Annotated in this window: 24 protein-coding genes; 15 read left to right on the forward strand and 9 right to left on the reverse strand. The window is 63.1% G+C overall.

Features of this window, described 5'->3' with window-relative positions:
* Positions 1-28 precede the first annotated feature (28 nt).
* On the reverse strand, positions 29-2,083 hold the full coding sequence (gene acs, locus MU551_RS04615) for an acetate--CoA ligase (protein WP_247041132.1): 2,055 nt from the start codon (positions 2,081-2,083) through the stop codon (positions 29-31).
* Positions 2,084-2,487: 404 nt separating this feature from the next.
* Between acs and MU551_RS04620 the strand changes: the two genes are divergently transcribed.
* From MU551_RS04620 to MU551_RS04630, 3 genes are read left to right on the forward strand one after another with little or no spacing between them, the layout of a single operon-like run.
* A complete protein-coding gene (locus MU551_RS04620; RefSeq protein WP_247041001.1) occupies positions 2,488-3,891 on the forward strand; it encodes a hypothetical protein in 1,404 nt (467 codons plus the stop codon).
* Positions 3,892-3,901: 10 nt separating this feature from the next.
* The gene (nth, locus tag MU551_RS04625; RefSeq protein ID WP_247041003.1) at positions 3,902-4,777 is read left to right on the forward strand and encodes an endonuclease III; all 876 of its coding nucleotides are present in this window, start codon (positions 3,902-3,904) and stop codon (positions 4,775-4,777) included.
* Positions 4,774-5,451: an NUDIX hydrolase gene (locus MU551_RS04630; protein WP_247041005.1), complete on the forward strand. Its 678-nt coding sequence runs from the start codon at positions 4,774-4,776 to the stop codon at positions 5,449-5,451. The genes nth and MU551_RS04630 overlap by 4 nt, the downstream gene beginning before the upstream one ends.
* A 46-nt stretch (positions 5,452-5,497) precedes the next feature.
* Here MU551_RS04630 and MU551_RS04635 read toward each other — a convergent pair whose 3' ends face one another.
* Together MU551_RS04635 and MU551_RS04640 are read right to left on the reverse strand one after the other, a co-directional pair.
* Positions 5,498-5,695: a YegP family protein gene (locus MU551_RS04635; protein ID WP_247041007.1), complete on the reverse strand. Its 198-nt coding sequence runs from the start codon at positions 5,693-5,695 to the stop codon at positions 5,498-5,500.
* A gap of 137 nt (positions 5,696-5,832) precedes the next feature.
* The gene (locus MU551_RS04640; protein ID WP_247041009.1) at positions 5,833-7,539 is read right to left on the reverse strand and encodes a bifunctional 3'-5' exonuclease/DNA polymerase; all 1,707 of its coding nucleotides are present in this window, start codon (positions 7,537-7,539) and stop codon (positions 5,833-5,835) included.
* A 233-nt stretch (positions 7,540-7,772) separates the two neighbouring features.
* Between MU551_RS04640 and ssd the strand changes: the two genes are divergently transcribed.
* The 7 genes from ssd (at position 7,773) to MU551_RS04675 (ending at position 13,111) form a co-directional block, all read left to right on the forward strand.
* Entirely contained in the window at positions 7,773-9,038 is a 1,266-nt protein-coding gene (gene ssd / locus MU551_RS04645; protein WP_308198285.1) for a septum site-determining protein Ssd, read from the forward strand.
* Positions 9,035-10,300 carry a TadA family conjugal transfer-associated ATPase gene (locus tag MU551_RS04650; protein WP_247041012.1) on the forward strand — a complete coding sequence of 422 codons (1,266 nt, stop codon included), beginning with the start codon at positions 9,035-9,037 and terminating at the stop codon, positions 10,298-10,300. The genes ssd and MU551_RS04650 overlap by 4 nt, the downstream gene beginning before the upstream one ends.
* 218 nt (positions 10,301-10,518) lie before the next feature.
* Positions 10,519-11,205 (forward strand): type II secretion system F family protein, encoded by a 687-nt coding sequence (locus tag MU551_RS04655; RefSeq protein WP_247041014.1) that lies wholly within the window; start codon positions 10,519-10,521, stop codon positions 11,203-11,205.
* Positions 11,202-11,891 (forward strand): type II secretion system F family protein, encoded by a 690-nt coding sequence (locus MU551_RS04660; protein ID WP_247041016.1) that lies wholly within the window; start codon positions 11,202-11,204, stop codon positions 11,889-11,891. Before MU551_RS04655 ends, MU551_RS04660 begins: the two co-directional genes overlap by 4 nt.
* Positions 11,892-12,037: 146 nt before the next feature.
* Entirely contained in the window at positions 12,038-12,385 is a 348-nt protein-coding gene (locus MU551_RS04665; RefSeq protein WP_247041018.1) for a DUF4244 domain-containing protein, read from the forward strand.
* Between the two features lie 8 nt (positions 12,386-12,393).
* Entirely contained in the window at positions 12,394-12,768 is a 375-nt protein-coding gene (locus MU551_RS04670) for a TadE family type IV pilus minor pilin (protein WP_247041020.1), read from the forward strand.
* Positions 12,758-13,111 (forward strand): Rv3654c family TadE-like protein, encoded by a 354-nt coding sequence (locus MU551_RS04675; RefSeq protein ID WP_247041022.1) that lies wholly within the window; start codon positions 12,758-12,760, stop codon positions 13,109-13,111. Before MU551_RS04670 ends, MU551_RS04675 begins: the two co-directional genes overlap by 11 nt.
* Before the next feature lie 166 nt (positions 13,112-13,277).
* On the opposite strand, the gene sftH is transcribed toward MU551_RS04675, so the two are convergent.
* Together sftH and MU551_RS04685 are read right to left on the reverse strand one after the other, a co-directional pair.
* Positions 13,278-15,662, reverse strand: a complete 2,385-nt coding sequence (gene sftH / locus MU551_RS04680) for a DEAD/DEAH box helicase (protein WP_247041024.1) — start codon at positions 15,660-15,662, stop codon at positions 13,278-13,280.
* A gap of 53 nt (positions 15,663-15,715) precedes the next feature.
* Entirely contained in the window at positions 15,716-16,408 is a 693-nt protein-coding gene (locus tag MU551_RS04685) for a GNAT family N-acetyltransferase (RefSeq protein WP_247041026.1), read from the reverse strand.
* 172 nt (positions 16,409-16,580) lie between these two features.
* On the opposite strand from MU551_RS04685, the gene trhO reads away from it, so the two are divergent.
* On the forward strand, positions 16,581-17,474 hold the full coding sequence (gene trhO / locus MU551_RS04690) for an oxygen-dependent tRNA uridine(34) hydroxylase TrhO (protein ID WP_247041027.1): 894 nt from the start codon (positions 16,581-16,583) through the stop codon (positions 17,472-17,474).
* Between the two features lie 81 nt (positions 17,475-17,555).
* Here trhO and MU551_RS04695 read toward each other — a convergent pair whose 3' ends face one another.
* From MU551_RS04695 to MU551_RS04705, 3 genes are all read right to left on the reverse strand, one after another.
* Positions 17,556-18,092, reverse strand: a complete 537-nt coding sequence (locus MU551_RS04695; protein WP_247041028.1) for a hypothetical protein — start codon at positions 18,090-18,092, stop codon at positions 17,556-17,558.
* Positions 18,093-18,154: 62 nt separating this feature from the next.
* The gene (locus tag MU551_RS04700) at positions 18,155-18,742 is read right to left on the reverse strand and encodes a hypothetical protein (RefSeq protein ID WP_247041031.1); all 588 of its coding nucleotides are present in this window, start codon (positions 18,740-18,742) and stop codon (positions 18,155-18,157) included.
* Positions 18,739-19,548 (reverse strand): hypothetical protein, encoded by an 810-nt coding sequence (locus tag MU551_RS04705; RefSeq protein ID WP_247041033.1) that lies wholly within the window; start codon positions 19,546-19,548, stop codon positions 18,739-18,741. The genes MU551_RS04700 and MU551_RS04705 overlap by 4 nt, the downstream gene beginning before the upstream one ends.
* 255 nt (positions 19,549-19,803) lie before the next feature.
* On the opposite strand from MU551_RS04705, the gene MU551_RS04710 reads away from it, so the two are divergent.
* The gene (locus MU551_RS04710) at positions 19,804-20,376 is read left to right on the forward strand and encodes a GNAT family N-acetyltransferase (protein WP_247041035.1); all 573 of its coding nucleotides are present in this window, start codon (positions 19,804-19,806) and stop codon (positions 20,374-20,376) included.
* A 68-nt stretch (positions 20,377-20,444) separates the two neighbouring features.
* On the opposite strand, the gene MU551_RS04715 is transcribed toward MU551_RS04710, so the two are convergent.
* Positions 20,445-20,888, reverse strand: a complete 444-nt coding sequence (locus tag MU551_RS04715) for a DUF6023 family protein (RefSeq protein ID WP_247041037.1) — start codon at positions 20,886-20,888, stop codon at positions 20,445-20,447.
* A gap of 206 nt (positions 20,889-21,094) precedes the next feature.
* On the opposite strand from MU551_RS04715, the gene MU551_RS04720 reads away from it, so the two are divergent.
* The 3 genes from MU551_RS04720 to MU551_RS04730 all read left to right on the forward strand — a co-directional run bounded on the left by MU551_RS04720 (position 21,095) and on the right by MU551_RS04730 (position 24,373).
* On the forward strand, positions 21,095-21,862 hold the full coding sequence (locus tag MU551_RS04720) for a MerR family transcriptional regulator (protein ID WP_247041039.1): 768 nt from the start codon (positions 21,095-21,097) through the stop codon (positions 21,860-21,862).
* Positions 21,863-21,997: 135 nt separating this feature from the next.
* The gene (locus MU551_RS04725) at positions 21,998-23,659 is read left to right on the forward strand and encodes a DUF7059 domain-containing protein (RefSeq protein WP_247041041.1); all 1,662 of its coding nucleotides are present in this window, start codon (positions 21,998-22,000) and stop codon (positions 23,657-23,659) included.
* A gap of 102 nt (positions 23,660-23,761) precedes the next feature.
* On the forward strand, positions 23,762-24,373 hold the full coding sequence (locus tag MU551_RS04730; RefSeq protein ID WP_281506918.1) for an ArsR/SmtB family transcription factor: 612 nt from the start codon (positions 23,762-23,764) through the stop codon (positions 24,371-24,373).
* Positions 24,374-24,459: the final 86 nt, after the last annotated feature.

Raw genomic sequence — 24,459 nt, forward strand, 5'->3', positions numbered from 1 at the left:
CTGGGGCCGCTGAGTGCCCCGCCTTTCCTTATTTTTTGAGGGACGCCGCGATTTGTTGCATGACTGTGTTGTCGGCGAGGGTGGTGGCGTCTCCGACGTCGCGGCCTTCGGCGACGTCTTTGAGGAGGCGGCGCATGATTTTTCCGGAGCGGGTTTTGGGCAGTTCGGGGACGATGAGGATGGTTTTGGGTTTGGCGATGGGGCCGATTTCGTGGCCGACGTGGTTTCGGAGTTCCTGGACCGTGGCGTCCCCGGTGTCGACGGCGTCCCCGCGGAGGATGACGAACGCGACGATTGCCTGCCCGGTGGTGGTGTCCGCGGCGCCGACAACTGCCGCTTCGGCGACGGCGGGGTGGGAGACGAGGGCGGATTCGATTTCGGTGGTGGAGAGGCGGTGCCCGGAGATGTTCATGACGTCATCGACCCGGCCCAGGAGCCAGATGTCGCCGTCGTCGTCTTTTTTGGCGCCGTCTCCGGCGAAGTACATGTTTTCGAATCTGGACCAGTAGGTGTCTTTGAAGCGTTGGGGGTCTCCCCAGATCCCGCGGAGCATCGCGGGCCAGGGTTCGCGGATGACGAGGTAGCCGCCGGAGCCGTTGGGTACTGATTGGCCTTGCTCGTCCACGACGTCCACGGCGATGCCGGGGAGCGGGGTTTGGGCTGAGCCTGGTTTGGTGGCGGTGACTCCGGGCAGGGGTGCGATCATTTGCGCGCCGGTTTCGGTTTGCCACCAGGTATCGACGATCGGTGCGTTGTTTCCGCCGATGACTTCGCGGTACCACATCCACGCTTCGGGGTTGATGGGTTCCCCGACGGATCCGAGGACACGGATGGAGGCGAGGTCGTACTTGGCGGGGATGTCCTTGCCCCACTTCATGAAGGTCCTGATGGCGGTGGGGGCGGTGTAAAGGATGGAGACTTTGTACTTCTCGATGATTTCCCACCACCGGCCCTGGTGCGGGGAATCCGGGGTTCCTTCGTACATGACCTGGGTGGCGCCGTTGATCAGCGGTGCGTAGGTGACGTATGAGTGCCCGGTGACCCAGCCGACGTCGGCCGTGCACCAGTACACATCGGTTTCGGGGTGCAGGTCGAAGACCGCCCTGTGGGTGTACGCGGTCTGGGTGAGGTAGCCGCCGGTAGTGTGCAGGATGCCTTTGGGCTTACCGGTGGTCCCGGAGGTGTAGAGGATGAACAGCGGGTGTTCGGAGTCGTGCCCCACGGCCGTGTGCTGGGTGGAGGCGGCGCCGACGGTGTCTTCCCACCAGTGGTCGCGGCCCTCGTGCCAGTCCACGCCCTGGCCGTTGCGTTTGACCACGATGACGTTCCGGACGGTGTGCCCGTCGCGGGCGAGGGCGTCGTCCACGGCGGGTTTGAGGGCGCTGGGCTTCCCGCGCCGGTAGGTGCCGTCGGCGGTGACGACGAGTTTGGCTTCGGCGTCCTCGATCCGGGAGCGCAGGGCGTCGGCTGAGAAGCCGCCGAATACCACCGAGTGCACGGCCCCGATCCGGGCGCAGGCCAGGAGGGTGATGACGGCCTCGGGGATCATGGGCAGGTATACGGCCACCCGGTCGCCTTTTGCCACGCCCAGGGACTCGAAAGCGTTAGCGGCTTTTTTGACCTCGTCGGTGAGCTGGGCGTAGGTGTAGGTGCGGGTATCGCCGGGTTCGCCCTCGAAGTAGATGGCCACCCGGTCACCGAGCCCGTTCTCGACATGCCGGTCCAGGGCGTTGTACGCGGCGTTGACTTTACCGCCCACGAACCATTTCGCGAACGGCGGCGTGGACCAGTCCAGGGCCTGGGTGAAGTCCTGGTCCCACGTCAGCAACTCCCTCGCCTGCCGCGCCCAAAACGCGGGACGGTCGGCGTCGGCCTCTGCGTAATCCGCCCCCGTGACCACAGCCCGGGCAGCGAACTCCTCGGACGGCGGGAAGCGGCGGTCCTCATGCAGAAGGTTCTCGAAAGCGTCTCCCTGCCGGGCAGGCTGGTCGGACGGAGCCTGGCCGGCGGCAGCGTCGGCGTGTGTTCCTCCGGACCCTGCGCGGGCGGCGATGGCAGCAGAGCCGGGCATTTCCTGGGACATGGTGAACCTCATCATTCATCGATCTTTGCTGAGCGGAACTCCCTGCGACGGCCGTCCGTTCGTCGTTGACCGGGGACAGCGGCCCGTCATGGAAGTTCCGCAAAGAGCTGTTCCGAAATACACACTAACTCTTGCGCACGACAGTAAGTGGCGAGCCTCACAAAGTCCGCCACGAACGGCGTTTATTAAGCGCTGAGCGGTTTTATCCCGGGACTACAGGGCCCCTGCCGTCCCGGCCAGTCAGCTAGTGATTGGCCGGGCACTTGACTAGGCTGAGATGGAATCGTGACATCCGAGGAGCACTGGGCCGCTAGCGGTCCGGTTGTGTCTGCCGCAGGCGGCACTATCCAGGCGGCACTATCAGACGGCCCTGTCCAGAGGGCCGTGATGCTAAGGAGAACAAATTGAACGAGCAACGTGGCCAGCAGGACGCCGCCCCAGATAACCGGGTCCCGCAGTCTACTGAGGATCCCCGGACCGGCACGTCCCAAACCATTTCCTCCCAGCCCCAGGCCCAAGCGAACCCCTCGCAGCCACTGGCTTCCGATCCCCGCACTTCAACGGCGGACCCGGTAGCGGGCAGCCCGGTAGGGGGAAGTCCTGCTACAGGAAGCCCGGCGGCCAAGGCCGCCACAAGCGGCGCAGCGACCACAGACGCAACAAAGCCAGGCGCAACAAAGCCTGGGGCAAAGAACGAGGCGGTTCTCAGCCATTTCACCATCCGGGACCTTGCGGTCTTCGCTTCGACGTTGATCCTGTTCGTGGCATCGCTTATTCCCATGTTCGCCGGGCGATACAACCTCTGGAATATGGGGAGCCTGTTCTTCCTGGGTCTTGGCGTCATTCTCCCGTTGATTGTCACCGCACTTTTTGTTGCCCGCCGTCTTACGCCTGGTTCCAAGGTCCGGATTGGTTCGCTGTCCGTGGACCAGTTCGCCTCCGTCACCGCTTCCTTTACTTTGGCTTTCTTCTTTCTGGCCATCGCGGACGCCTTCGCGCCGAGCCTCCTGGTGGGGCTGATCGGCTCCCTGGGACTTTTCGCAGCGACTGTGTTGGCACGTTTTATCCCCTATTTCGCCGGTGACTTCCTGGACCGACGGGAAGAGCCCGCCCATGTGGTGGCGAGGGAATCCGCCGCTCCTGCGCGGAAGCCACACGTTGCCAAGGAACCCAAAACCGCCAGGGAGCCTAAGCCGGCTGCCAAAGAAGCTTTGGCCAGAATCCTGCCGAGCCGGGGGCCACGCACGACGCCGGACAGTCAGTCAGTACGGACGCCAGCTGCGCGCAGTTCATCGGCGGGGGCGACGGCTGTACCGGGACCAGCAGTAACTGGACCGGCTGTTGGCGGAGCGGCTGCCGGGGCTGCGGCTGCCGCCGCTTACCCGACGGCGGCGGAACAGACCCAAGCGGCCGCCGTCGTTCCTTCCTCCTCAGCGGAGGAGACCCGGACCTCGGCCCTGCCCACCACCCGCTCAACTGCTGGTGCAACCGCTGTTCCCGGCCCGGCTGGGGCCACGCCCGCGACGACGGTGAATCCCCAGGTGAGGTCCCAGGAGCCCATTGGTGCCACTGTGGATCCGGCTCATCGGCCTGAACAGGATGAAGACCAGCCGGTGCAGGAGGCCTTCTGGTTTGCGGTGGCCCAGCCCCGGACTGCCTTTGACGAAGCAACCGGAGCGCCTGCCTTCATCATTGAGCCTGGCGGTTGGGTGCTCGCACTGGAGGACCGCGGCAACGAGTTCCTCGTTCAGCACACGGATGGCCGGCTTGGCGTCCTTCGGGATCTCAGCAACATCGAACGCGGCTAACCCCACACCCATGGACCTGGATCCGGGCCAACAGCCAGAAGCTGAGCCCCCTGCGACGGAAAGGCAGGGGGCCAGGCCGCGCCGTGGCGCGACGTCGGTGAGGCCGGTCGAGTCCCTGTTGGCCCAAAAACGGCGCGCCCGCAGGATTAACAAGGAGCTGGCGAAGGTGTACCCCTACGCCCACGCCGAGCTGGACTTCCGCAATCCGTTTGAGCTGTTGGTGGCCACTGTCCTCTCCGCCCAAACCACCGATGTCACCGTCAACCAGGTCACCCCTGTCCTGTTCGCCCGGTACCCTGATGCCCGCAGCATGGCCGAGGCGCCGATGGAGGAGCTCGAGGCCCTCATCAAGCCCACCGGGTTCTTCCGCGCCAAGACCCGGAGCCTCCTGGCGCTGTCCACCCGCCTGGTAGATGAGTACGACGGCGTTGTGCCCGGCCGCCTTGAAGACCTGGTCACTCTCCCCGGGGTGGGACGGAAGACCGCCAATGTGGTGCTTGGCAATGCTTTTGGTATTCCGGGGATCACGGTTGATACCCATTTCGGCCGCCTGGCCCGCCGTTTCGGCTGGACCACGTCGGATGACCCGGTGAAGGTCGAATCGGATGTGGCTGAACTTTTCGAGCCGCGTGACTGGACCATGCTTTCCCACCGTGTGGTGTTCCATGGCCGGCGCGTTTGCCATGCCAAGAGACCGGCGTGCGGGGCCTGCGCGGTGGCTAACTGGTGCCCCAGCTATGGCATGGGGGAGACGGATCCGCAGAAAGCGGCGAAGCTGCTGAAGTATGAACTGGCGCCCGGAAATGAGGAGCTGCTGGCCCGCCTGCAGGCAGAAACCCACCGTGCGGCCGAGATCCGGATGGAATCCCAGAAGAGGCCTCAGTGACGGCCAGGCAGGATCTCCTTGACCTCGTCGCGGCCATCGAAGCCGGGGCCGGGCCTGCCCCGGACCCCCGGTGGCGCGAGCTTTCGGTGGACCCCGCTGTAGTGCGAAAAGCCGCGGTCCTGATGCTTTTCGGCGTCCTGGACAAGGTTCCTGCCGCCTCCGAAAAGAGGCTGGCTCCGGCTCATCTTGATGTCCTGCTGTTGCAACGCGCCAACACTCTGGTGGACCACCCGGGTCAGGTCGCGTTTCCAGGAGGTGGCATTGATCCCGGGGAGACGCCGGTGGAGGCCGCCCTGCGTGAAGCCGAGGAAGAGACAGGCCTGGACACTGCCGGAGTGGAAGTCCTCGGCGTCATGCCGGAACTCGCATTGCCGCGCGGGAACTTCCTGGTGACTCCGGTCCTTGCCTGGTGGGCATCGCCGTCCCCGGTGCGTGTAGTTGATTACGCGGAATCGTCGCAGGTCTTCCGGATCCCGGTCAGGGATTTGCTGGATCCTGAAAACCGGCGAATGGCCACGGTGACCAGGCGAGGCGAAACTTTCCAAAGCCCGGCGTTCACTGTCAATGGTGTGGTTGTCTGGGGCTTTACGGGATTAATCCTGAACCAGCTGTTTGATCAGCTGGGGTGGTCAGTACCTTGGGACAGGTCCCGGCTGATCCCGATAGAACCCTGAAAAGCCCCTCCGCTTCAGCCAGTCCCTGTCCCTGCGGAAGCCTTTCCTAGCCGGAGGCCTTCGGCGCGGAGCAATCAACAATCTGTCCTGTTGCTGCGTTCTCCCTGACGGCCGTAATTCCCGCAGCCACTCCTTTGAGTGTTTTGAAGGCCGGCGACACCGCCACCACCGATCCGTCATCTGCAGTGAGGCGGAAGTGGAATGACTCGTGTCCTTCTTTAACTATTTCAAATGTTCCAGCCATGGCTGTTGTTTCCCCCTTGTAACGCATAGTGCTGATCGGCTTAGCCCTTGCGGCAAACCGACCTCAGTCGACAGTACCCTTCCTGTAACGGGCTGTTCAACGCTACCGACGGGTAAATGACAGAAATTGTCTTGCGACTACTTGGCTTTGTCATAGGAGTCGGTTACAGCAATGTTGACGGGGAATTCGACCGGAATCCTTCCAAACAGCAATTCCTTGGCTGCGCTAGCCGCCTCTTCGATGGCAGCGATGCTTGCCTCAACCGCATTATCTGGGCTGTGCACCATGACTTCGTCGTGAAGGAAGAACACCAGTTCCCCGGCGGGTGAGCCGTTGGAGCGCAAGGTGCGCAACCGGCGTCGTAATTCCGCCAGCCAGCACGCCGCCCAGTCCGCTGCCGAGCCCTGGACCACAAAGTTGCGGGTGAAGCGGCCGCGGGACCTGGCTATCGAGTCGGCCCTGCGCTGTTCCTCGGCCGTCGCGGTCTGCTGGCTTTGGACCCACCATTCAGAAGGCGGCGGGCTGCTCCGGCCCAACCGGGAGGTCACCGTTTTCCCTGCCTCTCCATCGCGGGCCGCCCGCTCAACGAGGCCAACGGCACGCGGATATGTCTTGGTGAGCTGGGGCATGAGCCTCCCTGATTCACCTGATGTTGCGCCGTACATGGCGCCAAGCATGGCGATTTTGGCCTTTGCCCGATCGCCGCCAAAACCCTGTGCTGCAACGCCGGCGTAAAGGTCCTTGTCCTTGGCGGCTTCGGCCATAACGGTGTCCTGGGAAAGGGCCACCAGCACGCGGGGTTCCAGCTGGGACGCGTCTGCCACGATGAGCTTATGGCCAGGATCGGCATGCACGGCCCCGCGGATCTGGTGCGGGATCTGCAGTGCACCGCCGCCGCGCGATGCCCAGCGGCCGGAAACCACTCCACCCACCACATACTCCGGCCGGAAGCGGCCGCCGTCCACCCAGGCATCTAACCAAGCCCAACCGTTGGCCGTGTGGAGGCGGGAGAGTTTTTTGTACTCAAGCAGCGGGACGATTGCGGGATGATCGGACTGCTTCAGCTCCCATTGCCTGGTGGTCTTGACCTCGATCCCGCTTCGATGGAGGGAACGCATGAGTTCCTGCGGCGAATCCGGATTCAGGGCGGGGGAGTTGAGCAGCTTTCTGAGCTTGGCGGTGAGTTCTTCGAGTTTCGCTGGACGTTGGCCGTTCGCGGGACGGGGTCCGAGATAGTCCACCAGGATTTTCTCGTGCAGTTCTTCCCGCCAGGGCACGCCCGTGTGCTGCATCGCGGCAGCAATCATGGATCCGGCGGACTCGGCGGCGAGGAGCAGCTGGAGGCGCTGTCTCCTGTTCCCCTCGGCACTCGCGCCGTTGAGAGCGTTCTGCTGCGCTGCGAACTCCCTGCGGAGGTGCTCAATTGAGTGCTGCGCGGTGGTGGCCGGGCCAAGGTGTTCGAACAGGGCCCCTTGTTCCTTGGGCGGCGGAGGCGGACGGAGTCCGGCGGGTGGCCCTTGAAGGTCATCGTCCTGGACGAGCTTCTCAGCGGTACGGGCATAGTCGGTATGGGCGGTGAACTCCGAGTGGGCAAGGATCGCACCGCAGAGACTGAGGTCGTAACACCGCTCCAGCTCAATGCCGGAACGCAACAAACGCGGGTACCAGTCCTGCGTCCGGTTCCAGATCCAGCGCGGCCGGCGCTTTTCCAGTTCACGCACGACGCCGGGGAGCTCGCCAATGCTTATCACCTGCGGTTCCGGATGGGCTGGGGCAGGTTCGCCCGCCGGAGTGAGTTCCTGAAGGGCTGCGCCGTCGGCGTGGGCGGCAAGCAGCAGATACATGCTTCAATTCTGCCTTGTGGTGCCCGGCGTCCCTGACCGAACCGGTTCTATTGAGGACGTTGTGTGTCCTGATGCTTTTTGCTGCCGGACCTGGGCGTTGGGGCTTTCGATCCGGACCCTTCGGGGATAGACCCTTGTTCTGGGGTCCCGGGGTATCCGCCAGTAACCGTGACTTGTCCACATAGCCTCATCGCTGTCTTACCTGCTGACTCCGCTCCCGGCACTGTAGCCGTATGAGCAGGCACCACCTGAAGCATCCTCCCGGCAGCGGTCAACCTTCCGCCACGGCAACACCAGCCAACCCCGCCGCATCGGCTGGTGCGGCATTGGCCATCCCGCTGGCATCAAGCCTCCCGACCGCATTAATCACCCCCGCGTATGGCCGATCGGAAAGGGCAGCACCGTTTCGTGAAGGAACGCGGAGACCACGTCCTACCCCCGGCTCTTGGCTCCCCGCCGAGGCATCGGAGACTTTGCTCGTCACCGGGTTCGATGTGCTCCGATCCGAAGTGGAGCGAATCGTAGCGGCCACGGGCGGAGAATTGCGGGTAGTCGCCGACGCCACTGAGGCTGCACCCTTCTGGGACTCTGCCGCCGCGGTGCTGGTAGGAAGCGATGTCCGGGAGCTTCCTCCAAGGCGCCGTGCCCCTGCAGTTCTGGTAGGCCTCAGCGGCGAAGGTGACAGTCTGTGGCACCTTGCGACCACCTTGGGAGCGGAGCGTGTGGCTGTTCTGCCGGATGCGGCAACGTGGCTTGCTGAATATTTGAGCCGGGCCGACTCACCCGAAGCAGGAGGATTGGTGGTCGGCCTGACCGGAGGCTGCGGTGGTGCAGGTGCCACGACGGCAGCCATCTGGATAGCGCAGGCAGCAGCCGGCCTCGGGGCCCGGGTGCTCCTAGTGGACGGGGATGCCTGGGGAGGAGGCCTTGAACTCGCGCTCGCAGCAGAGGAATCGGCGGGATTGCGCTGGCCGGACCTCGCCGATGCACGCGGGAGCATAAACCCCGAACAACTGAGCGATGCCTTGCCCGTGGCCGGAGGCTTTTCGTTTCTTTCCTGGCCTGGCAGCCGGGACCGCGCTGCAGTGGTGGAGCCCAGCACAGTCGCCGGAGTCCTCGACGCCGCCAGACGCGGCTATGAACTTGTGGTCGTCGACATCGGACGCGGAACAGAGCCGCTTCGGAACTTCGCCTGGGATTGTGATCGGCTGCTGATCGTAGTGCCTGCGCAGCTGAAGGCCGCAGTCGCCACAGCAAGGATCCTCCAGGAGCTTCCCCCGGTGGAAACGTCCTTGGTGGTGCGGGGCAAGGCGGGGGCGGCCCTGGACGCCGGCCTGATAGCGGATTCAGTAGGGCTTCCCCTGCAAGCCGTATTACCCGAGGTGAGGGGAACTGCCGGGGCTACTGAACAGGGTCGGCTGCTGGAAGTGGGGCAACGCAGGAACGTCCGCCGGTTTGTGTCGTCCGTCCTGGAGCTTTTCGACGAGGAGGGTGCATGAACGCCCGCCGAAACCTGCCCCGTCTCCCATTTGCCCCCGCCAGTTCGGACGCTGGCCTAACCCGGCGCGGGCAAGGACGTTCGCTAGACGCCCGGCTGCTTGAATCCGTCCGTGAATCTGTCATGGCCGACGCCGGACCAGTCACGCCGTTGCGGGTGGCTTCGGCAGTCCAGGCTTCGGGACGTCTCCTCGGTACTGCGGGTTCCCTGGCGGCCGTGGAAAGCATCAGTGCCGAGCTCAATGGACTGGGGCCGCTCCAGGTGCTGGTCCGTGACCCGGCTGTTACTGACATCTTCGTGAACGCACCGGACGCCGTCTGGCTGGACCGCGGCAAGGGCCTCGAACGGGCTCCGGTCACCTTTTCCAACGAGGCCCAGGTACGCGCCCTTGCCGCGAGGCTTGTGGCAGCCGGAGGACGCCGGTTGGATGACGGCTCTCCCTGCGTGGACGTCAGGCTCGACGGCGGGTATCGAGTCCACGCCGTTCTTCCCCCGATCTCTACCTTGGGAACGCTGTTGTCGGTGCGGATCCGGCGCGATCAGGTGTTTTCGCTCGACGAACTCAGGGAGGGCGGAATGTTCGGGCCTCTTGTTCAGCAGGTGCTGGAAAGGATGGTGTCACACCGGTTGAGTTTTCTGATCAGCGGTGCCACGGGATCCGGGAAAACCACCCTCCTTTCAACTCTGCTGGGCTTGTGCCATCCAAGCGAAAGGCTTGTTCTGATCGAGGACGCTTCCGAGCTTAATCCGGTGCATCCTCATGTGGTGTGCCTTGAATCAAGGCACGGGAACCTGGAAGGCGGAGGCGCCGTCGATCTGGGCGAACTGGTGCGGCAGGCCCTCCGGATGCGTCCGGACCGCTTGGTGGTAGGGGAGTGCCGTGGGGCAGAGGTGCGTGAGCTCCTGACAGCCATGAATACGGGTCATACAGGAGGAGGCGGCACCATTCATGCGAACGCAGCGGCGGCCGTTCCCGCGCGGCTTACGGCGCTTGGTGCGCTGGCAGGACTAAGCCAGAATGCAGTGCGTCTGCAGGCAGCCAGCGCCTTGGACGTCGTGGTGCATGTTGAAAGATCGGGCCGTGGCCGGAACCTGGCATGCATTGGCCTGATTGAGGATGCGAGGGAAGGGCTGACCGTTTCCACAGCACTGGAGATCCGTAGCGGTGAACTCTGTCAGGGACCCGCGTGGCCCCGACTTGCGAGGCGTCTGGGACTCCAAGGCCCGGGGCTTGCAGCAGGGCAGGGCAGGGAATCGGCGTGAGCTTCGCGATGGCGTTTGCCCTTGGATTCGCATTCTGGCTAATCCTTCGTCCTGGGCGAACCCCAGGACATCGCCTCCGACTCACACTGCCCACTGGCGGCACACGGCATGGGAGAGGTCGTGCCGTTTCAACGTTGCCCGGACCGGTTGCAGCTGGCGTGGCTACGAGGCGAACTTTCCACTTTGGGAAACCAAATCGCCGCCAAGATTCCAGCCACATGACAGTGGTGGTTCAGCAGCTCGCTGCCTTGTTGAAGGGCGGCCGTACTCCCTCCCGGTTATGGGATGAGCTCGCTACCCTTTATCCGTCAGATTCATCCGGGCCGACTCCAGGCTCGGCCAATGGTGCTGGCCGGGTCGGTGGTGCTGGCCGGGCCGGTGGTGCTGGCCGGGTCGGTGGTGCTGGCCGGGTCGGTGGCAAAGTCCGGCTTCAGGCAGAAATCTCTGGTTCTGCTTTTCAACTCGTGCTGGCCGCAGCCCGGGCGGCTTCCCTCCGCGGGTCACCTGTCTCGCACGCTATCCGATCAGCTGCAAGGAGCGCCTACCCGGGCAAGTCGCGGAACCGCCGGATCTGGGGTCAACTCGCCGCTTGCTTTGACATTGCGGAAGCCAGCGGATGTCCATTGGCGGATATCCTCACCCGATTCGCGGCACAGCTGGAAGCGGAGGATGACGCCGATGCGGCGCGGCAAACGGCGTTGGCAGGACCAAAAGCAACCGTGAAGCTGCTGACGTGGCTGCCCTTCCTTGGATTGGCTCTTGGCACGGCGCTGGGAGTGGACCCGCTCGAGATCCTCCTGGGGAACCCCTACGGAATCACCGCCCTCGTTGCCGGCCTGGTGCTGACTGTGGCAGGACGTGCCTGGTCGGCGCGTCTCGTTCTGCAGGCTGCGGGGATGCCATGACGGTTGATTTCCTACCGGCCGTTGCCGTTGCAGCTTTGCCCGCCGTGGCTGCTCTGTTGGCGTTGGCTGGCCCTGAGAGGGTGCGGAAACGTCTGGCCTTGCTTCTTGCCACAGGCGAAGAGCGCTCCGCACTGGAGAAAGGTCATCGGAATGGGCGAGCGGGAAACCGGAGTGATTTGGGTGGAGACCGGGCTGACTTGCGGGGAAAGCGGGCACCGCCGGCGAACGGTGCCGCCCCCGCTCTGGAGGAAGGCTTGGCCGACACAGCCATGATGCTTGAGCTCATTGGCGCAATGCTGGATGCCGGTGCCGGAGTTGGCCGCTCACTTCAACTTGTGGCTGGCTGCTCATCCTCCGAGCATGCAGTGTCCCTCAGACCGGTTGTTTCAGCGCTTGCCATCGGAGCGGATTGGGATACGGCGTGGCGGAGCTCTGCCGTTCAATCCCGGCAAATGCTCGAGCTCCGTGATGCCTTGGGCTTTGCGGCGCTCACTGGTGCCCCGTCGTCGTCGATCCTTTATGCCCAGGCTGCCCGCATGCGGAGGGAGCGGTTCAGGGCGGCTGAAAAGCGGGCCGCTGCCTTGGGCGTGAGGCTTGTTATCCCCTTGGGTCTGTGCTCATTGCCGGCCTTTGTCTGCCTTGGTGTGGTTCCTGTTCTTCTCGCGATGATTCCGTCAGCGGGCTGAACGCGTTCCCCAGTTTCCCTCCACAGCGGTGGAATTCGACGGTTATCCACTTAGCGGTCAACGTCACTTATTTGCCGCAGAACAAGCCGGAAGAGTCGAAGCAGCCGGGCTTCAGCCGGCACCCACCCCTTAAGAAAGGACACATTATGTCGACCACAGCACAGCCCCTCGAGAAGCCAGAGCCCACCCAGGCGGAACAGGCCGAAGCCAAGGTCAGTGAGATTTACCCCGGCGCAAGCGCTGCTCCTCAGATCCGCAATAACATCGCTGGTCTTCGCAACAGGCATGGTCGCATCCGCCGGCTGGGTTTTCGGCGCTACAGTCTTCGCCGGCACACTTCGTGGAGTCCGGAAGCGGGCATGGCGACGGCTGAATATGCCATCGCCACGTTGGCTGCGGTGGGTTTTGCCGGCCTGTTGGTATTTATTCTCCGCAGTGAGGAGGTCCGGGGCTTTCTGCTGAACCTCATCCGTACGGCGCTGGCTTTACCATGACGCCCGCGATGGAGATGCTCGCAGTCCCGGGCGCGGGGAAGTGCCGGGGTGCTGTAACCGCTGAGTTTGCCGTCGCCTTGCCTGCAGTGTTGTTGCTGCTGGCAATGGTGCTTGCCGGTTCCGCAGCTGGTCTGACCCAACTCAGGTTGGAGGAGGCCGCAAGAGCAGGGGCCAGGGGGCTTGCAAGAGGTGAGGACACAGGAGCCGTTGAGGGCATTGTCAGGCAAGTGGCAGGTAGTTCCGTGTCGGCTGCCGTCAGCGCAGAGGGGGAATGGCTGAGTGTCACCGTGTCAGGCCGGAGCGGGGGGCCAGTGGGTTCCCTGGTCCCGTGGACGTTGTCGGCCAAGGCAACGGCCAGGGGAGAGTCCGGCAGTGCACCCTGAATCCCGCCACGAGCGTGGTTCCGGGACCGTCCTGGCTGCGGCCCTGGGCCTTGTGGTGATGACGGCGATGGCCCTTGTGCTGCTGCTTGCACAGTCGGCCGTGATGGCATCCAGGGCAGCATCCGCCGCCGACCTTGCAGCCCTGGCCGCAGCTGACGCGGCACGCGGACTGACCGGTGGTGAACCGTGTGCAATCGCAGCGGCTGTCGCGGCACGGCACGATGCAAGGGTGACAGCCTGTGCACAAGGAACAGGCCACACAGTCGAGGTCCGCACCGAATTGCAGGCACGGACTGTAGTTGGCGCAGCCACGGGACATGCCCGCGCTGGCCCCCCACCCTGAGAGGAAGCCGTATTAAAAGGAAGCCACCAAACGAAGGGAGGCACCATCTTCGGGTTAGCCGGCGGGACATAGCCAGCGGAACTAGGCCGCCTGGACTTTGCCGGCGGGACTTAGTCGGCAGGGCTTGGCCGGCTGGACACGGCCGGCTGAACCTAGGCCGTAAGAGTTAATTGCGGTCGGGGCTCGTTTGAAGCTTTTCCAAGCGGGGGGCTTCGCTGGCATCCCGTAGCAAAACGTCCAGCAGGATGACTGCCGCTGCTTTGTCCAGGGGGTTGTTCTTGTTGCCGCATTTGGGCGATTGCACACAGGACGGGCAACCTGACTCGCATTCGCACGCTTTGATGGCTTCCCTGGTTGCTGACAGCCACACCTTGGCCTTCTCGAAACCCCGTTCCGCGAAGCCTGCCCCACCGGGGTGCCCGTCGTAAACAAAAATGGTCGGCACCCCGGTATCGGCATGGAGGGCGGTGGAAACCCCGCCGATGTCCCAGCGGTCACTCGATGCCACCAAGGGCAAAAGTCCGATCGCGGCGTGCTCCGCGGCGTGCAGCGCACCGGGAAATTGCGCTTCGATAAGGCCTGCAGCTGTGAGTGAGCGGTTGTCCACCTCAAACCAGACTGCTTTGGTGAAGAGCTCCCTGGCGCCAAGCTCCAGCGGCTCCTCGCCCAGGATCTCGTTCGAGATGAGTGCCTTGCGCTGGAAGGAGACAACCTGGGTGGTTACTTTCACGTCGCCGAAGTGCACTCCAATGTCGCCCCACCGAACGTGTCGCTGACTCTCCAGGACCTCGATTTGGGTTACGTCCCTGGCCGTCGTGTAGTAGTCCGGGTTCGCCCGCCGCACCACCACGCAATGGTCGTCCTCGTTCAGGTCTTCCACCACATAGCTGTCGCCCTGGTGAACGTACACCGCCCCCGTATGCGCCTGGTAGTGAGTCTGCGGCGAGTCCATTGTTCCCAGGAGGGAGCCTGTGTCTGCGTCCACGATGCTCACCGGTCCGCCGCCGTCGGCTCTGAGGTTCACCATGGCAGCAGCACTTTGAGAATGGGTCCAAAACCACCCGGCCGGTCGTTTTCGCAGGTATCCCTGGATCACGAGCTGGTCCAGCAGCTTCTCAGACGTGTCGCCGAAAAGTTCCAGTTCGCCGTGGCCCAAGGGGAGCTCGGCAGCTGCTGCGCAGAGGTGAGGACCAAGGACGTAGGGATTGGACGGATCAAAGACCGTCGCCTCAACTGAGAGCTCAAAGATGGCTTCGGGGTGATTGACCAGGTAGGTGTCCAGCGGATCGTCACTGGCGACGAATGCGGCGATGGCGTCCTGCCCGGTACGTCCGGCACGCCCGATCTGCTGGAACAGAGAGGCCCTGGTGCCGGGCCAGCCTGCTATCAAAACAGCGTCGAGACCGGAAATGTCGATGCCGAGCTCGAGGGCTGAGGTGCTGGAGACGCCCAGGAGCTCACCGGACCGAAGCGACTTCTCCAACGCGCGCCTCTCCTCCGGCAAGTATCCGGAGCGATATGCAGCCACCCTTTGCGGAAGGCTCGGATCCACTTCATCAAGCAGCCGCTTGGCGATGGAAGAAATGGTTTCCGCTCCGCGGCGGGACTTGATGAAGGCGATCGTACGGACATGGGAGGACACCAGGTTGGCCAGCAGATCTGCTGTTTCAGCGACTGCGGTCCGCCGCTCCGGGGCGCCGTTTTCGCCCCGGAGTTCCATCAAGGCAGGCTCCCACAGGGCCACCGTGGTGGAACCGTGAGGTGAGGAGTCCTCAGACACTTCCCGCACCGGGGCGCCGATGAGCCGTCCAAACGATTCGCCAGGTTCAGAGGCGGTGGCCGAGGCAGCAATAAACACCGGCCCCGGCGATCCGTTGCCGGCGTAGTAGGCACAGATCCGCCGCAACCGGCGCATCAGGTTGGCCACATGAGAACCGAAAACCCCGCGGTAGCTGTGGGCCTCATCCACAATCACATAGCGGAGCCTCCGGAAAAAGCTTGCCCACCAGGCATGGTTCGGCAGGATGCCGAAGTGCAGCATGTCCGGATTGGCCAGGATGAAGTTGGCATGGTCACGAATCCACCGTCGGGAGGCCGGATCGGTGTCCCCATCGTATGTCTCGGCCCGAACGGTGGGGAGCTTCAGTGCGCGGATAGCGGAAAGCTGGTCAGCGGCCAGAGCCTTCGTGGGGGAGAGGTACAGCGTCACGGCGCCGTCGTCGTGGATTTTTCCCGGTTGGGACAGTACCTCCAGCTCCGAGCGGTGGATCGAGTCGAGCGCCGGGAGCTGGTACGCCAGGGATTTTCCTGAAGCTGTTCCGGTGGCTATCACCACATGGTCGCCGGAGTGGGCGAGATCGGCAGCGAGTACTTGATGCCGGTATGGCTGGTGAATCCCCAAGGAGCCGTAAGCAGCGACGAGGTCGGGGTGGGCCCATTCCGGCCAGGTCTCGTGGATGGCTTGTCGGGCCGGAATGGTGTGGACATGACGCAACTGCTCCGGGTCGGGGCCTCTGCCCAGAAGCGGGATCAGCGAGTCATGTGGGTTCACCTAAACATTGTTTCACCCGGGCTCAAATCGCTGGCTTCCACCGGTCCTTCGGACTACGCGACGGACAGGTCTGCGCCCTCGTCAGAGGCGGAGATCATCATCACATGGCAGACGGTTTTCCAGCCCAGGTGTGAATACAGCTTCTGCCCGTCCAATGATGCCAGCAACAGTCCATTCTCGACGTCGTGCTCAAAGGCCTGGGCGGCCAGCGCTTTCATGATGAAGCTGCCCAGACCGCGGCGCTGGAAGCCGGGTTCCGTGACGATCCTGTCGAAAACGGCCGTTTTCCCCACCACGTAGACACGGCCACTGGCAGCCACCTCGTCGCCGCTCCGGACCACGGCATGGTGCACGCCGCCTGTTTGCGAGGTCTCGGCCCTGAGATCATCGTCAGCGAGCCAAGGATCCTCAGAGTCCTGGGTCTCCATATCAACGAACATCATGGTCTGCGACGCTGATGTGATGTTCAGCCCGTGCTCCTGCGCGAGGAAACTGTACCGGGCGGCGTCTTTAGTGAAGACCGTGATGATCCGGGTGGAAGATTCTGCTGCCTTGGACACCAACTCGGCGAATTCTGCATTGGAGGGATCATGGGCGAAGTAAACCCAGTCCCTGTTGGCGTCAGCTCGGAGCACCGCAGGGAAGCGGCCCTCGGAGCGGGTCTCGTAGCCCCGGCAGCCGGCCCAGCCGGCTACCCAGACTTCCAGCAAGTGGGTGATGTCTTCAACCATGGCGTCCGGAGTCATGTGATGAGGGTATTCCAGCGCTGTCACAAGCAACAGGGGTAGGTAGGGGAGAAAGGCCTTGCTTATGAAATTGTGACCGAGGCAGGGTGTCCCAGCGCCCGGCGCAACGGAGCCCGGCGCAACGGAAGACCCACCGCAACGGCGATTTCCTGTACCAAGTACCCTTAAATACGTGGCTTTGAACCGAATTGTACTTTTCTACGGCTTTACCCCTCTCCCGGACCCTGACGCCGTCCGGCTCTGGCAGCGTGCATTGTGCGAGAAGCTGGGACTGACGGGGCGCATCATCATCTCTAAGGACGGCATCAATGCCACAGTTGGCGGTGAGATCGGTGCTGTAAAGCAATACGTGAAGACCACACGAGAGTACAAGGGTTTCCACGACGTCGACGTGAAGTGGTCGGACGGCGGTTCCGAGGACTTCCCGAAACTCAGCGTGAAAGTCCGGGACGAAATTGTGTCCTTCGGGGCGCCCGGCGAACTGAAGGTCGACGAAAACGGCGTCGTCGGCGGTGGCACCCATCTCAAGCCTGAAGAGCTGCATCACTTGGTTGACACCAAGAAACAGAGCGGCGAGGACGTGGTGTTTTTCGACGGACGGAACGCCTTCGAGGCCCAGATCGGGAAATTCAAGGATGCTGTAGTCCCTGACGTCGCCACGACGCACGATTTCATCAAGGAGCTGGACTCGGGAAAGTACGATTCGCTGAAAGACAAGCCCGTCGTGACGTACTGCACCGGCGGCATCCGCTGCGAAGTCCTCTCAAGCCTCATGGTCAACCGCGGCTTCAAGGAGGTCTACCAGCTGGACGGAGGGATCGTCCGCTACGGCGAAACCTTTAAGGATCAGGGGCTATGGGAGGGCTCCCTCTACGTCTTTGACAAGCGTATGCACCTGGAATTCAGCGACGATGCCAAAACAATCGGACAGTGCACCCGTTGCTCGGCGCCCACCAGCAAGTTCGAAAACTGCTCAAACCTCAGTTGCCGCACGCTTACCCTGTATTGCACAGAGTGCGCCTCAAATCCCGATACCCTCCGCTGCCCCGACGGCTGCGCAGCCTAACAACTGACGGCAAGTTGCCGCCATATACACTTGCCGCTGCCTAACACTTCCCGCTGCCTAACACTTCCCGCAGGGGTCTGTTCAGATCCGACTCACGATATACGCGTAGTTTGCCGCGGGGACGGTTTCCATCTCCACGGTCAGCACAGAGTCCTTCGTAAGCTGGACCACGCTGACCCGCGCAGTTCCGCATCTCAGGCTCAGGTTGATCAATTCATCGTCCCCGTTGCGGACGATAAAGTTCATCCGGTAGTGGCTTCTGCAGGCCAGCGTCAGGGCATAGGTGCCGCTGGGCAACTGTCCCGTGCTTTCGGTCAGGGTTGCCCTGGGCTCCATTGAACCAAAAGCCGTATGGAACACCTGCCCCTGCGTACCCGGCAGGACTGACGCCACCCACAGCTCCAGTTCGTCACCCGTCACTGGCTCATTCATCCTCGGGTCCCGGGGGAGCCTTACATCCGTGAACGTCGGTGTGGGGGTCGCGATGAGCGGCCGGCCGTCGTCGTACACGTACTCACAGCCAGTGGTGATCGCCGCGGCTGCCAAGGCAACGGAAAGGACGACGGCGGCGCCTGGCCGGCGCTTGAGCGTCGCCCGCGGTGCCCGCACTCTGGGCATACTCTGACTCTAAGCCCGGCAAAGTCGCTAATCCATAGGAAGTTCAGGGGGGTGTGCCAGGGCTACCCCTGCCCCTCCATCCACCGGCTGAGTTCAGGGCTGGGAGTGGCCCCGGCCGCTCTGGCGAGCTGAAAGCCCACCCTCGCGCCCGCCTCCCGCGGGGGGTTCGCATCCGTCACCCCGGCTGAGATTGAGAGAACCCCGGCAGCTTCCAGCTCGTGCAGTACTGGTTCCCCGCACACGAAGGTTGTCTGGAGAAGCACCCCACCTTCGGGCCCCACAACAACCAATTCGGCTTCGGACGCGCCCAGGCACTCTGCAGCCACAACGTACTTGCCGGACGGGAGGGAATTGGTGCTGGTGGAAACGCCACCCGCGGTACCATCCGCCCCTGACACGCCGTCAGGTGCTGCAGCCACCAGGTGTTTTCGGATGATCTCCGCATTCCTGTCTTGCGCGGCTGCTTCCTCCGGATCAAGGGTAGGAAATGGGGTAAAAGAGGGTGTGAGACTGGGATCGCTGCTTATGGGGGAGGCACCTAAGGGAGCTCCGTCGTCGTATTCACAGCCCCCGCAGCCGAGGAGGAGGACTCCGGCCACAAAGAGCGCTGAAAGCGGCGGGCGGCGCAGGCTCCGGAACACCGGGATCACGAGCCGGCTTTCTGCCCGGGAAGCATGCTGACGGCGGCCCGTAGCCCGTCTGAGTCGGAGTCCAACAGGATCTGGACACCGTCCGCATTCAGTTGGAGAGCTGTCCTGAATACCTGCCCGCAAGGGACGTCCGGCAGCTCAGCTATCGGATCGCCGTTGGCGTTCATCGCCAAGAGGTCCACGGAGTCAGGTCCGGAGCAGACAAAGGCGAGATCGTACATTCCCGCACTTGCCAGAGGACCGGTTGAGGTGCCCTCCCCAGAAGACAGGAAGCGGCGGAACTCGCCTGGTTTTTGCTGACCCAGGTGCTCCGTCATCCAGCCCTGATTCCTGGCTGCCATATCGCGCGGTGCCGGGTGGGGCTTGAGTTTCAAGCCAGTAACGGCGCCGGCTCGGGGTTCCTGGGCGACCACTTCCGCCAGAATCCTCCCGCCAGCGTGGTCGATTTGAATAACCTTTCCCATGCCGCAGGAGAAGGAATATTTCTCCGCGGATGAATCGCCGAACGTGACCGAGACTTCTGCCCCCGGAGCCCCGACGCAGCCAGCAGTCAGCAGGTACTGTCTGGGCTCGATTTCAGCGTTAAGAGTCGCGTCAGGGCCTGTCTCATACGGTAGCCCCGTGGCGTCTGGAGGTCCCAGAACCCTCATCAGTGCAGCCATGCTGGATTCAGCGGATGCCGGCGACGAGCCGGACGGCTGGCCTGCAGAACTGCTGCTCGCCCGAGCATCTCCTGGCGAGTATTCGCAGGCACTCAAACCGCCGGCGAGCGATACCGCCACAGCAATCAACGCACATCTGTTCATGAGCTGCCTTCCCCCAACCTGCTGCCGTAGACGACGAGCCTACTAGCCAACGCCGCAAATGCCGCCGTCATCCCGGCCAGTGGAAAGGAGGGGGGAAACCAAACCAGCGATCCGGAAGAACCAGCGCAGGGAGGATTCGAGGCGAGACTCCCTTGGATTCCGGGAGGAGGTTACTATCGTTGGTCTGGAGGGCCATTGCAGGAGCCGGCGGCTTCTGCATCGGATTCCGGGATCCAGTCGAGAGGACTCCACGAAGTGGCGATCGAGATTCGTCCTGCCAAGCGGTTCGAGGACGTGAAGACGATGGTCGGACCCAAGCGGCCCGACGCGAACGTGTGCTGGTGCCTGAGCTACCGGATTCCCTCAAAGCAGAACCTGGAGTTGCGGGGCACCGAACGCGGGGAACTGGTCAAACAACTGGCCGCCCAGGAGCCGCCGCCCGGGGTACTCGCATACGACGGCGACGAGGTGGTGGGCTGGGCGGGTGTCCATCCACGCGCCGACACAAGCTTTGCCCGCAATCGGAAGATTCCCCATGTGGACGATCTCGACGTTTGGTCAGTTTGGTGCATCCGTGTTCGGCCGGGGTATCGAGGCAAGGGAATCTCTCATCACCTGCTCGAGGGAGCCGTGGACTTCGCCCGCAGCTACGGAGCGCCCGCCATCGAGGGCTACCCCGTCGATAACCAGGGCAAACACGTTGATCTCACAATGGCCTATGTGGGCACCCGCAAGCTCTTCGAAGAAGCTGGTTTCACCAAGGCAGCCGACACGGACTCCCTGATCAACGGCTTCCCGCGTGTGCTGATGCGCCTGGACCTGCGCTGACTTCTGTTCCCGGACAGGTGAACCCCCGGACAGGTCAACTCCCCGGCAGGCTGGCTCCCCAGAGCACGTTAGCTCCCGGGCGTCAGCTGATAGGCGAAGATCAGAGGTGCGTCCACGCTGGAGGTGCTGATTTGGAGCGACCCCGCTTCAGGCACAGAGACCTTGGCGCGCTCCAGGCTTCCGTTACAGGCTGCTCCTGCGTCGACGATTTCCCGGCCCTGCTGGGTGACTGCGAAGAAAGCCTTGCCGCCACCCTCACACGTCATGGTGAGCGTATAGGCCCCGGCCTGAACGTCGGCCGCTTCCTGCGTCAATGCGCGCCGATCCAAAATCTTCCCCGAGTCCTCCAGCACCACACCTGCAGCAGTGGGCAGTGCCGTAGCCTTCCACGCAGGGACATCAGCATTTTCGATGGAAACGGCCGAAGAGCACGCCGTGATGCTGCCTGCCGTGAGCATGGTGAGCGCTGCAGCCGCGAGGGCACGCCGCAGCAGTACTTCAGATCGGGACATACTCCCAACTTACCTGCTGCGCCCCGCTCACCGTTGCTCAGCTTCGGCACTATCACTTGTGGTATGAGAGGGCGAGAATTGCCAGTGAAAGATCCTTGACCTTGACGTAACGTCAACCTTTACAGTCGATAGTACGGGCAATCACGCCTGTCACGAAGCACTTCGCGAGTGCAGGGGTACGGGTTAGCGGAAAGAAGGGAGCAGTAATGGAGTGGTCGATCCAGGAGATCGCCAAGATCGCCGGGACCACCAGCCGGACGCTCCGTCACTACGACGACATTGGGCTCCTCAAACCGAGCAGAACAGGCCACAACGGCTACCGCTACTACAGCCAGTCGGCCCTGGTGCAGCTCCAACGCATCCTGCTCCTTCGCCAACTGGGTCTCGGGCTACCGGTTATCGCCCAGGTACTCGACCGTGAGCAGGAGGCCGCGGTGGCCCTCAACGGACACCTCGGCTGGCTCGAGCAGGAACAGAACAGGCTGGCCCGGCAAATAGCATCGGTCCGGCGGACCATAAAAGCAGTGGAAGGAGGTGAAAATCTTATGGCAGAAGAAATACTCGATGGCTTTGACCACACCCACTATAAGGACGAAGTCGAGGAACGATGGGGTAAGGACGCCTATGCCAAGGGCGACGCTTGGTGGCGGGGAATGGGCCCGGACGAAAAGCTCGCCTGGAAACAGCGCGCCCAGAAGCTCGGCAGCGACTGGATCGCGGCTGCAGAAGCCGGCATTTCACCGGACAGCGCGACAGCCCAGGAACTGGCCAAACGCCATGTGGAGTGGCTAAAGGACATCCCGGGCACTCCGGCCGCGGCCAATGGCGAAAACGGAGTAGGCATTAAGGAGTACGTGACAGGGCTGGGCGATATGTACGTTGCTGATCCCCGCTTCGGGGCCAATTACGGCGGCACAGCCGGTGCCATCTTCGTGCGGGACTCGCTGCGGACCTACGCCGAGCTAAATCTGTAAGCACAACCGGGCAGGAATGGCGCCTGCCTTCCTGCCCGGCTACCCTGCCTGGTTGTCCCGCCCCGTTATCCAGTAGACGGCCCCGATATCCAGCCGTGCGTGGTCTTGTCTGACGCCCCGAATAGACTTGCAAGCGTGACCGAACCAGCTGCCCTTTCGCCCGCATCATTCATTTCCGGAAATACGCCGGACGCTCCGCGTAGCGATATTCCCGGCCTTCTTGAGGCATTGGCAGCGGATCTGCAGAGCCTCGACTACACCGTGGACGGCGTCGCCCGGCTGCTTGGAGAATCGGCCTCGGAGGCGCTGAACCGTGACCAGCTCATCCCGGCTTTGATCGCCACCGGGTCCGCAGCCGGAGGTGAGAATGCAACAGCCCTGCTGGCCGCCGTCGTCCGCTTATTTCTCCTGGCCCAGACCCAACAGCCTGCAACGCTCGACGCCGCGTTCCCCACTCTCCGGACGGAAGGCCTGGTTACGCTGGGATTGGTCCAACACGCCGACGACGGCGTGAGCGCGATGGTGGATCTGCGTCCTTACAGTTGGGAGGGTGGAGCAGAGGTTTCCGCCGGGGACGACGCCGTCGATACCAGCACTGTGGAACTGTGGGTGGCGAGCGATCTGGCCGCCCATCAGCGGCCTGGCGTCCTGCGTCACGATCACGTTCTTGGTATCGGCCAGGCGTCCACCACGTTGGTTCAAGCAACCATCCGCCGTCCTGTTTCCCGTGCGCTGGACCTCGGTACCGGTTGCGGCATTCAAACCTTCCATTTGCTGCAGCATGCCACGCACGTCACGGCAACTGACATTTCCGAGCGGGCGCTGGCTTTTACCCGCTTTAACCTGCTGCTGAACGCCGCGTCGCTGCACTTAGATCCATCAAACCCGGAAGCGCGCGTGACGCTGCGGCTGGGATCGCTGCTGGAACCTGTGGCGGAAGAAGCGTTCGACCTCGTGGTCTCGAACCCGCCCTTCGTTATCACGCCTCGGAGTCTTGACCTGTCCGCGCCCAACCAGTTCACCTACCGCGACGGCGGGCTACCCGGCGACGAAATTGTGTCATCGCTGATTCGGGGTTTGCCAACAATCCTTGCGCCCGGGGGAACGGTACAGATGTTGGGTAACTGGGAAATCAGTGCCGGTACTTCCTGGGAGGAGAGGCCGCAGAGCTGGGTCAGCCCGGACACTGATGTGTGGATAATCCAGCGTGAGCAGTTGGGGCCGGACCTGTACGCGGAAACCTGGCTTCGTGATGCCTCCGAAAGCCGGGATCACGGGAGGTATCAGGAGGCCTACGCTGCGTACCTGCAGGACTTTGCATCCCGGGATGTGTCCGGAATCGGCTTCGGAATGGTTTGGCTGCGCCGGCCGGCGGGAGCGGGTGGCAGGGTGATCGAACGGTTTGAGGAGATCACCTACCCAATAGAACAGCCTGTCGGTCCCCACCTTGGCGCCGCCGTCGAACGTTCTGATTGGCTGGTTGCGAATGACCTGGCTACTGCCCATCTTGTGGTTGCTGACGACGTGACTGAAGAACGGCACCAGCGTCCCGGGGCAGAGCACCCCGGCGTGATCCTGCTCCGCCAAGGAGCCGGGCTCCGCCGCACTAACTTGCTGAGCACTGAGCTGGCCGGGTTTGTTTCCGCGTGCGACGGAGACCTTAGCGTCGGACAGATTATTGGGGCATTGATTGCGTTGCTCGGCGGGGAAAACGGATTCGACGCCGCGACATTCCGAAGCGCCCTCCTGACGGAAGTGGGCAACCTCGTCCGGGACGGATTCCTCCTGCCTGCCTGAGGTGCGAGATGTCAAGCAGTTATTTCAGGGTTAGGTGCCGCTGGATAGACTGGATGAGTGAATACACCAGTGTTGGGGTCTGAACCTGCGGCTCCTGCCGCCATGGAGAAGGTGGAAATCACCGACCCCAAGGCTATCCGTGCACTTGCGCACGCTGCCCGGCTTGAGGTGATCTCGGAACTGTATTCCACCCAGATGAGCAGGACAGCCACCGAGCTTGCAGTCCAAACCGGGCTGACGCCAAGCGCCATGAGCTATCACCTGCGTGCCCTCCAAAAGTGGGGGATAGTTGTGCCTGCAGAGACAGCCGGGGATGCCCGGGAACGTCGATGGCGGGCAGCCGGGACCGATGTCACCATTAATTCGGGTGGCAGCTTGGCCAATCCGGAGTTCGCGGTTCTTGACCTGGAACTCGATGCCTTTCGCCGGCGGGCCAAGGCCTATGCCAAGTCCAAGTCGGAATCAATCCGGTCCCGATCCCGGTCATCTGAAGAGCCGACGCCGGGCATCGACGCTGCGCCGAACCCGTCCTCGGTGGTGCTGGCCAGTAACCTGCTGTATCTGACGGTCGAGCAGCGGCAGGAACTTAACGGCAGGATCTTTGAACTTTTGCATGACTATGAGCTTGAGGATCCGAGACGAATCCCGGACAAGGCTGAGCGGATGGCTACGCTGTGGTCCATGATTCCGGATGATCGCCTGCGTCCCTCCTGAAAATCTCCTGGGCGGCCCCTCGACGGGATATCAGGACGCCGGCTGAGTAGAATAAGGCCCTCGCATCCAGCGCTTTTTGCCATCGG

Origin of the sequence: Arthrobacter rhizosphaerae, assembly GCF_023062595.1 — a bacterium.
In the GTDB taxonomy this organism is placed as follows: Bacteria; Actinomycetota; Actinomycetes; order Actinomycetales; family Micrococcaceae; genus Arthrobacter; species Arthrobacter rhizosphaerae.

Coding starts and splice junctions, on each gene's coding strand:
- acs (WP_247041132.1), bottom strand. CDS start 2,083: ATGTCCCAGGAAATGCCCGGCTCTGCTGCCATCGCCGCCCGCGCAGGG.
- nth (WP_247041003.1), top strand. CDS start 3,902: ATGGACCTGGATCCGGGCCAACAGCCAGAAGCTGAGCCCCCTGCGACG.
- MU551_RS04635 (WP_247041007.1), bottom strand. CDS start 5,695: ATGGCTGGAACATTTGAAATAGTTAAAGAAGGACACGAGTCATTCCAC.
- MU551_RS04640 (WP_247041009.1), bottom strand. CDS start 7,539: ATGTATCTGCTGCTTGCCGCCCACGCCGACGGCGCAGCCCTTCAGGAA.
- ssd (WP_308198285.1), top strand. CDS start 7,773: ATGAGCAGGCACCACCTGAAGCATCCTCCCGGCAGCGGTCAACCTTCC.
- MU551_RS04650 (WP_247041012.1), top strand. CDS start 9,035: ATGAACGCCCGCCGAAACCTGCCCCGTCTCCCATTTGCCCCCGCCAGT.
- MU551_RS04655 (WP_247041014.1), top strand. CDS start 10,519: ATGACAGTGGTGGTTCAGCAGCTCGCTGCCTTGTTGAAGGGCGGCCGT.
- MU551_RS04660 (WP_247041016.1), top strand. CDS start 11,202: ATGACGGTTGATTTCCTACCGGCCGTTGCCGTTGCAGCTTTGCCCGCC.
- MU551_RS04665 (WP_247041018.1), top strand. CDS start 12,038: ATGTCGACCACAGCACAGCCCCTCGAGAAGCCAGAGCCCACCCAGGCG.
- MU551_RS04670 (WP_247041020.1), top strand. CDS start 12,394: ATGGAGATGCTCGCAGTCCCGGGCGCGGGGAAGTGCCGGGGTGCTGTA.
- MU551_RS04685 (WP_247041026.1), bottom strand. CDS start 16,408: ATGACTCCGGACGCCATGGTTGAAGACATCACCCACTTGCTGGAAGTC.
- MU551_RS04695 (WP_247041028.1), bottom strand. CDS start 18,092: ATGCCCAGAGTGCGGGCACCGCGGGCGACGCTCAAGCGCCGGCCAGGC.
- MU551_RS04705 (WP_247041033.1), bottom strand. CDS start 19,548: ATGAACAGATGTGCGTTGATTGCTGTGGCGGTATCGCTCGCCGGCGGT.
- MU551_RS04715 (WP_247041037.1), bottom strand. CDS start 20,888: ATGTCCCGATCTGAAGTACTGCTGCGGCGTGCCCTCGCGGCTGCAGCG.
- MU551_RS04720 (WP_247041039.1), top strand. CDS start 21,095: ATGGAGTGGTCGATCCAGGAGATCGCCAAGATCGCCGGGACCACCAGC.
- MU551_RS04730 (WP_281506918.1), top strand. CDS start 23,762: ATGGAGAAGGTGGAAATCACCGACCCCAAGGCTATCCGTGCACTTGCG.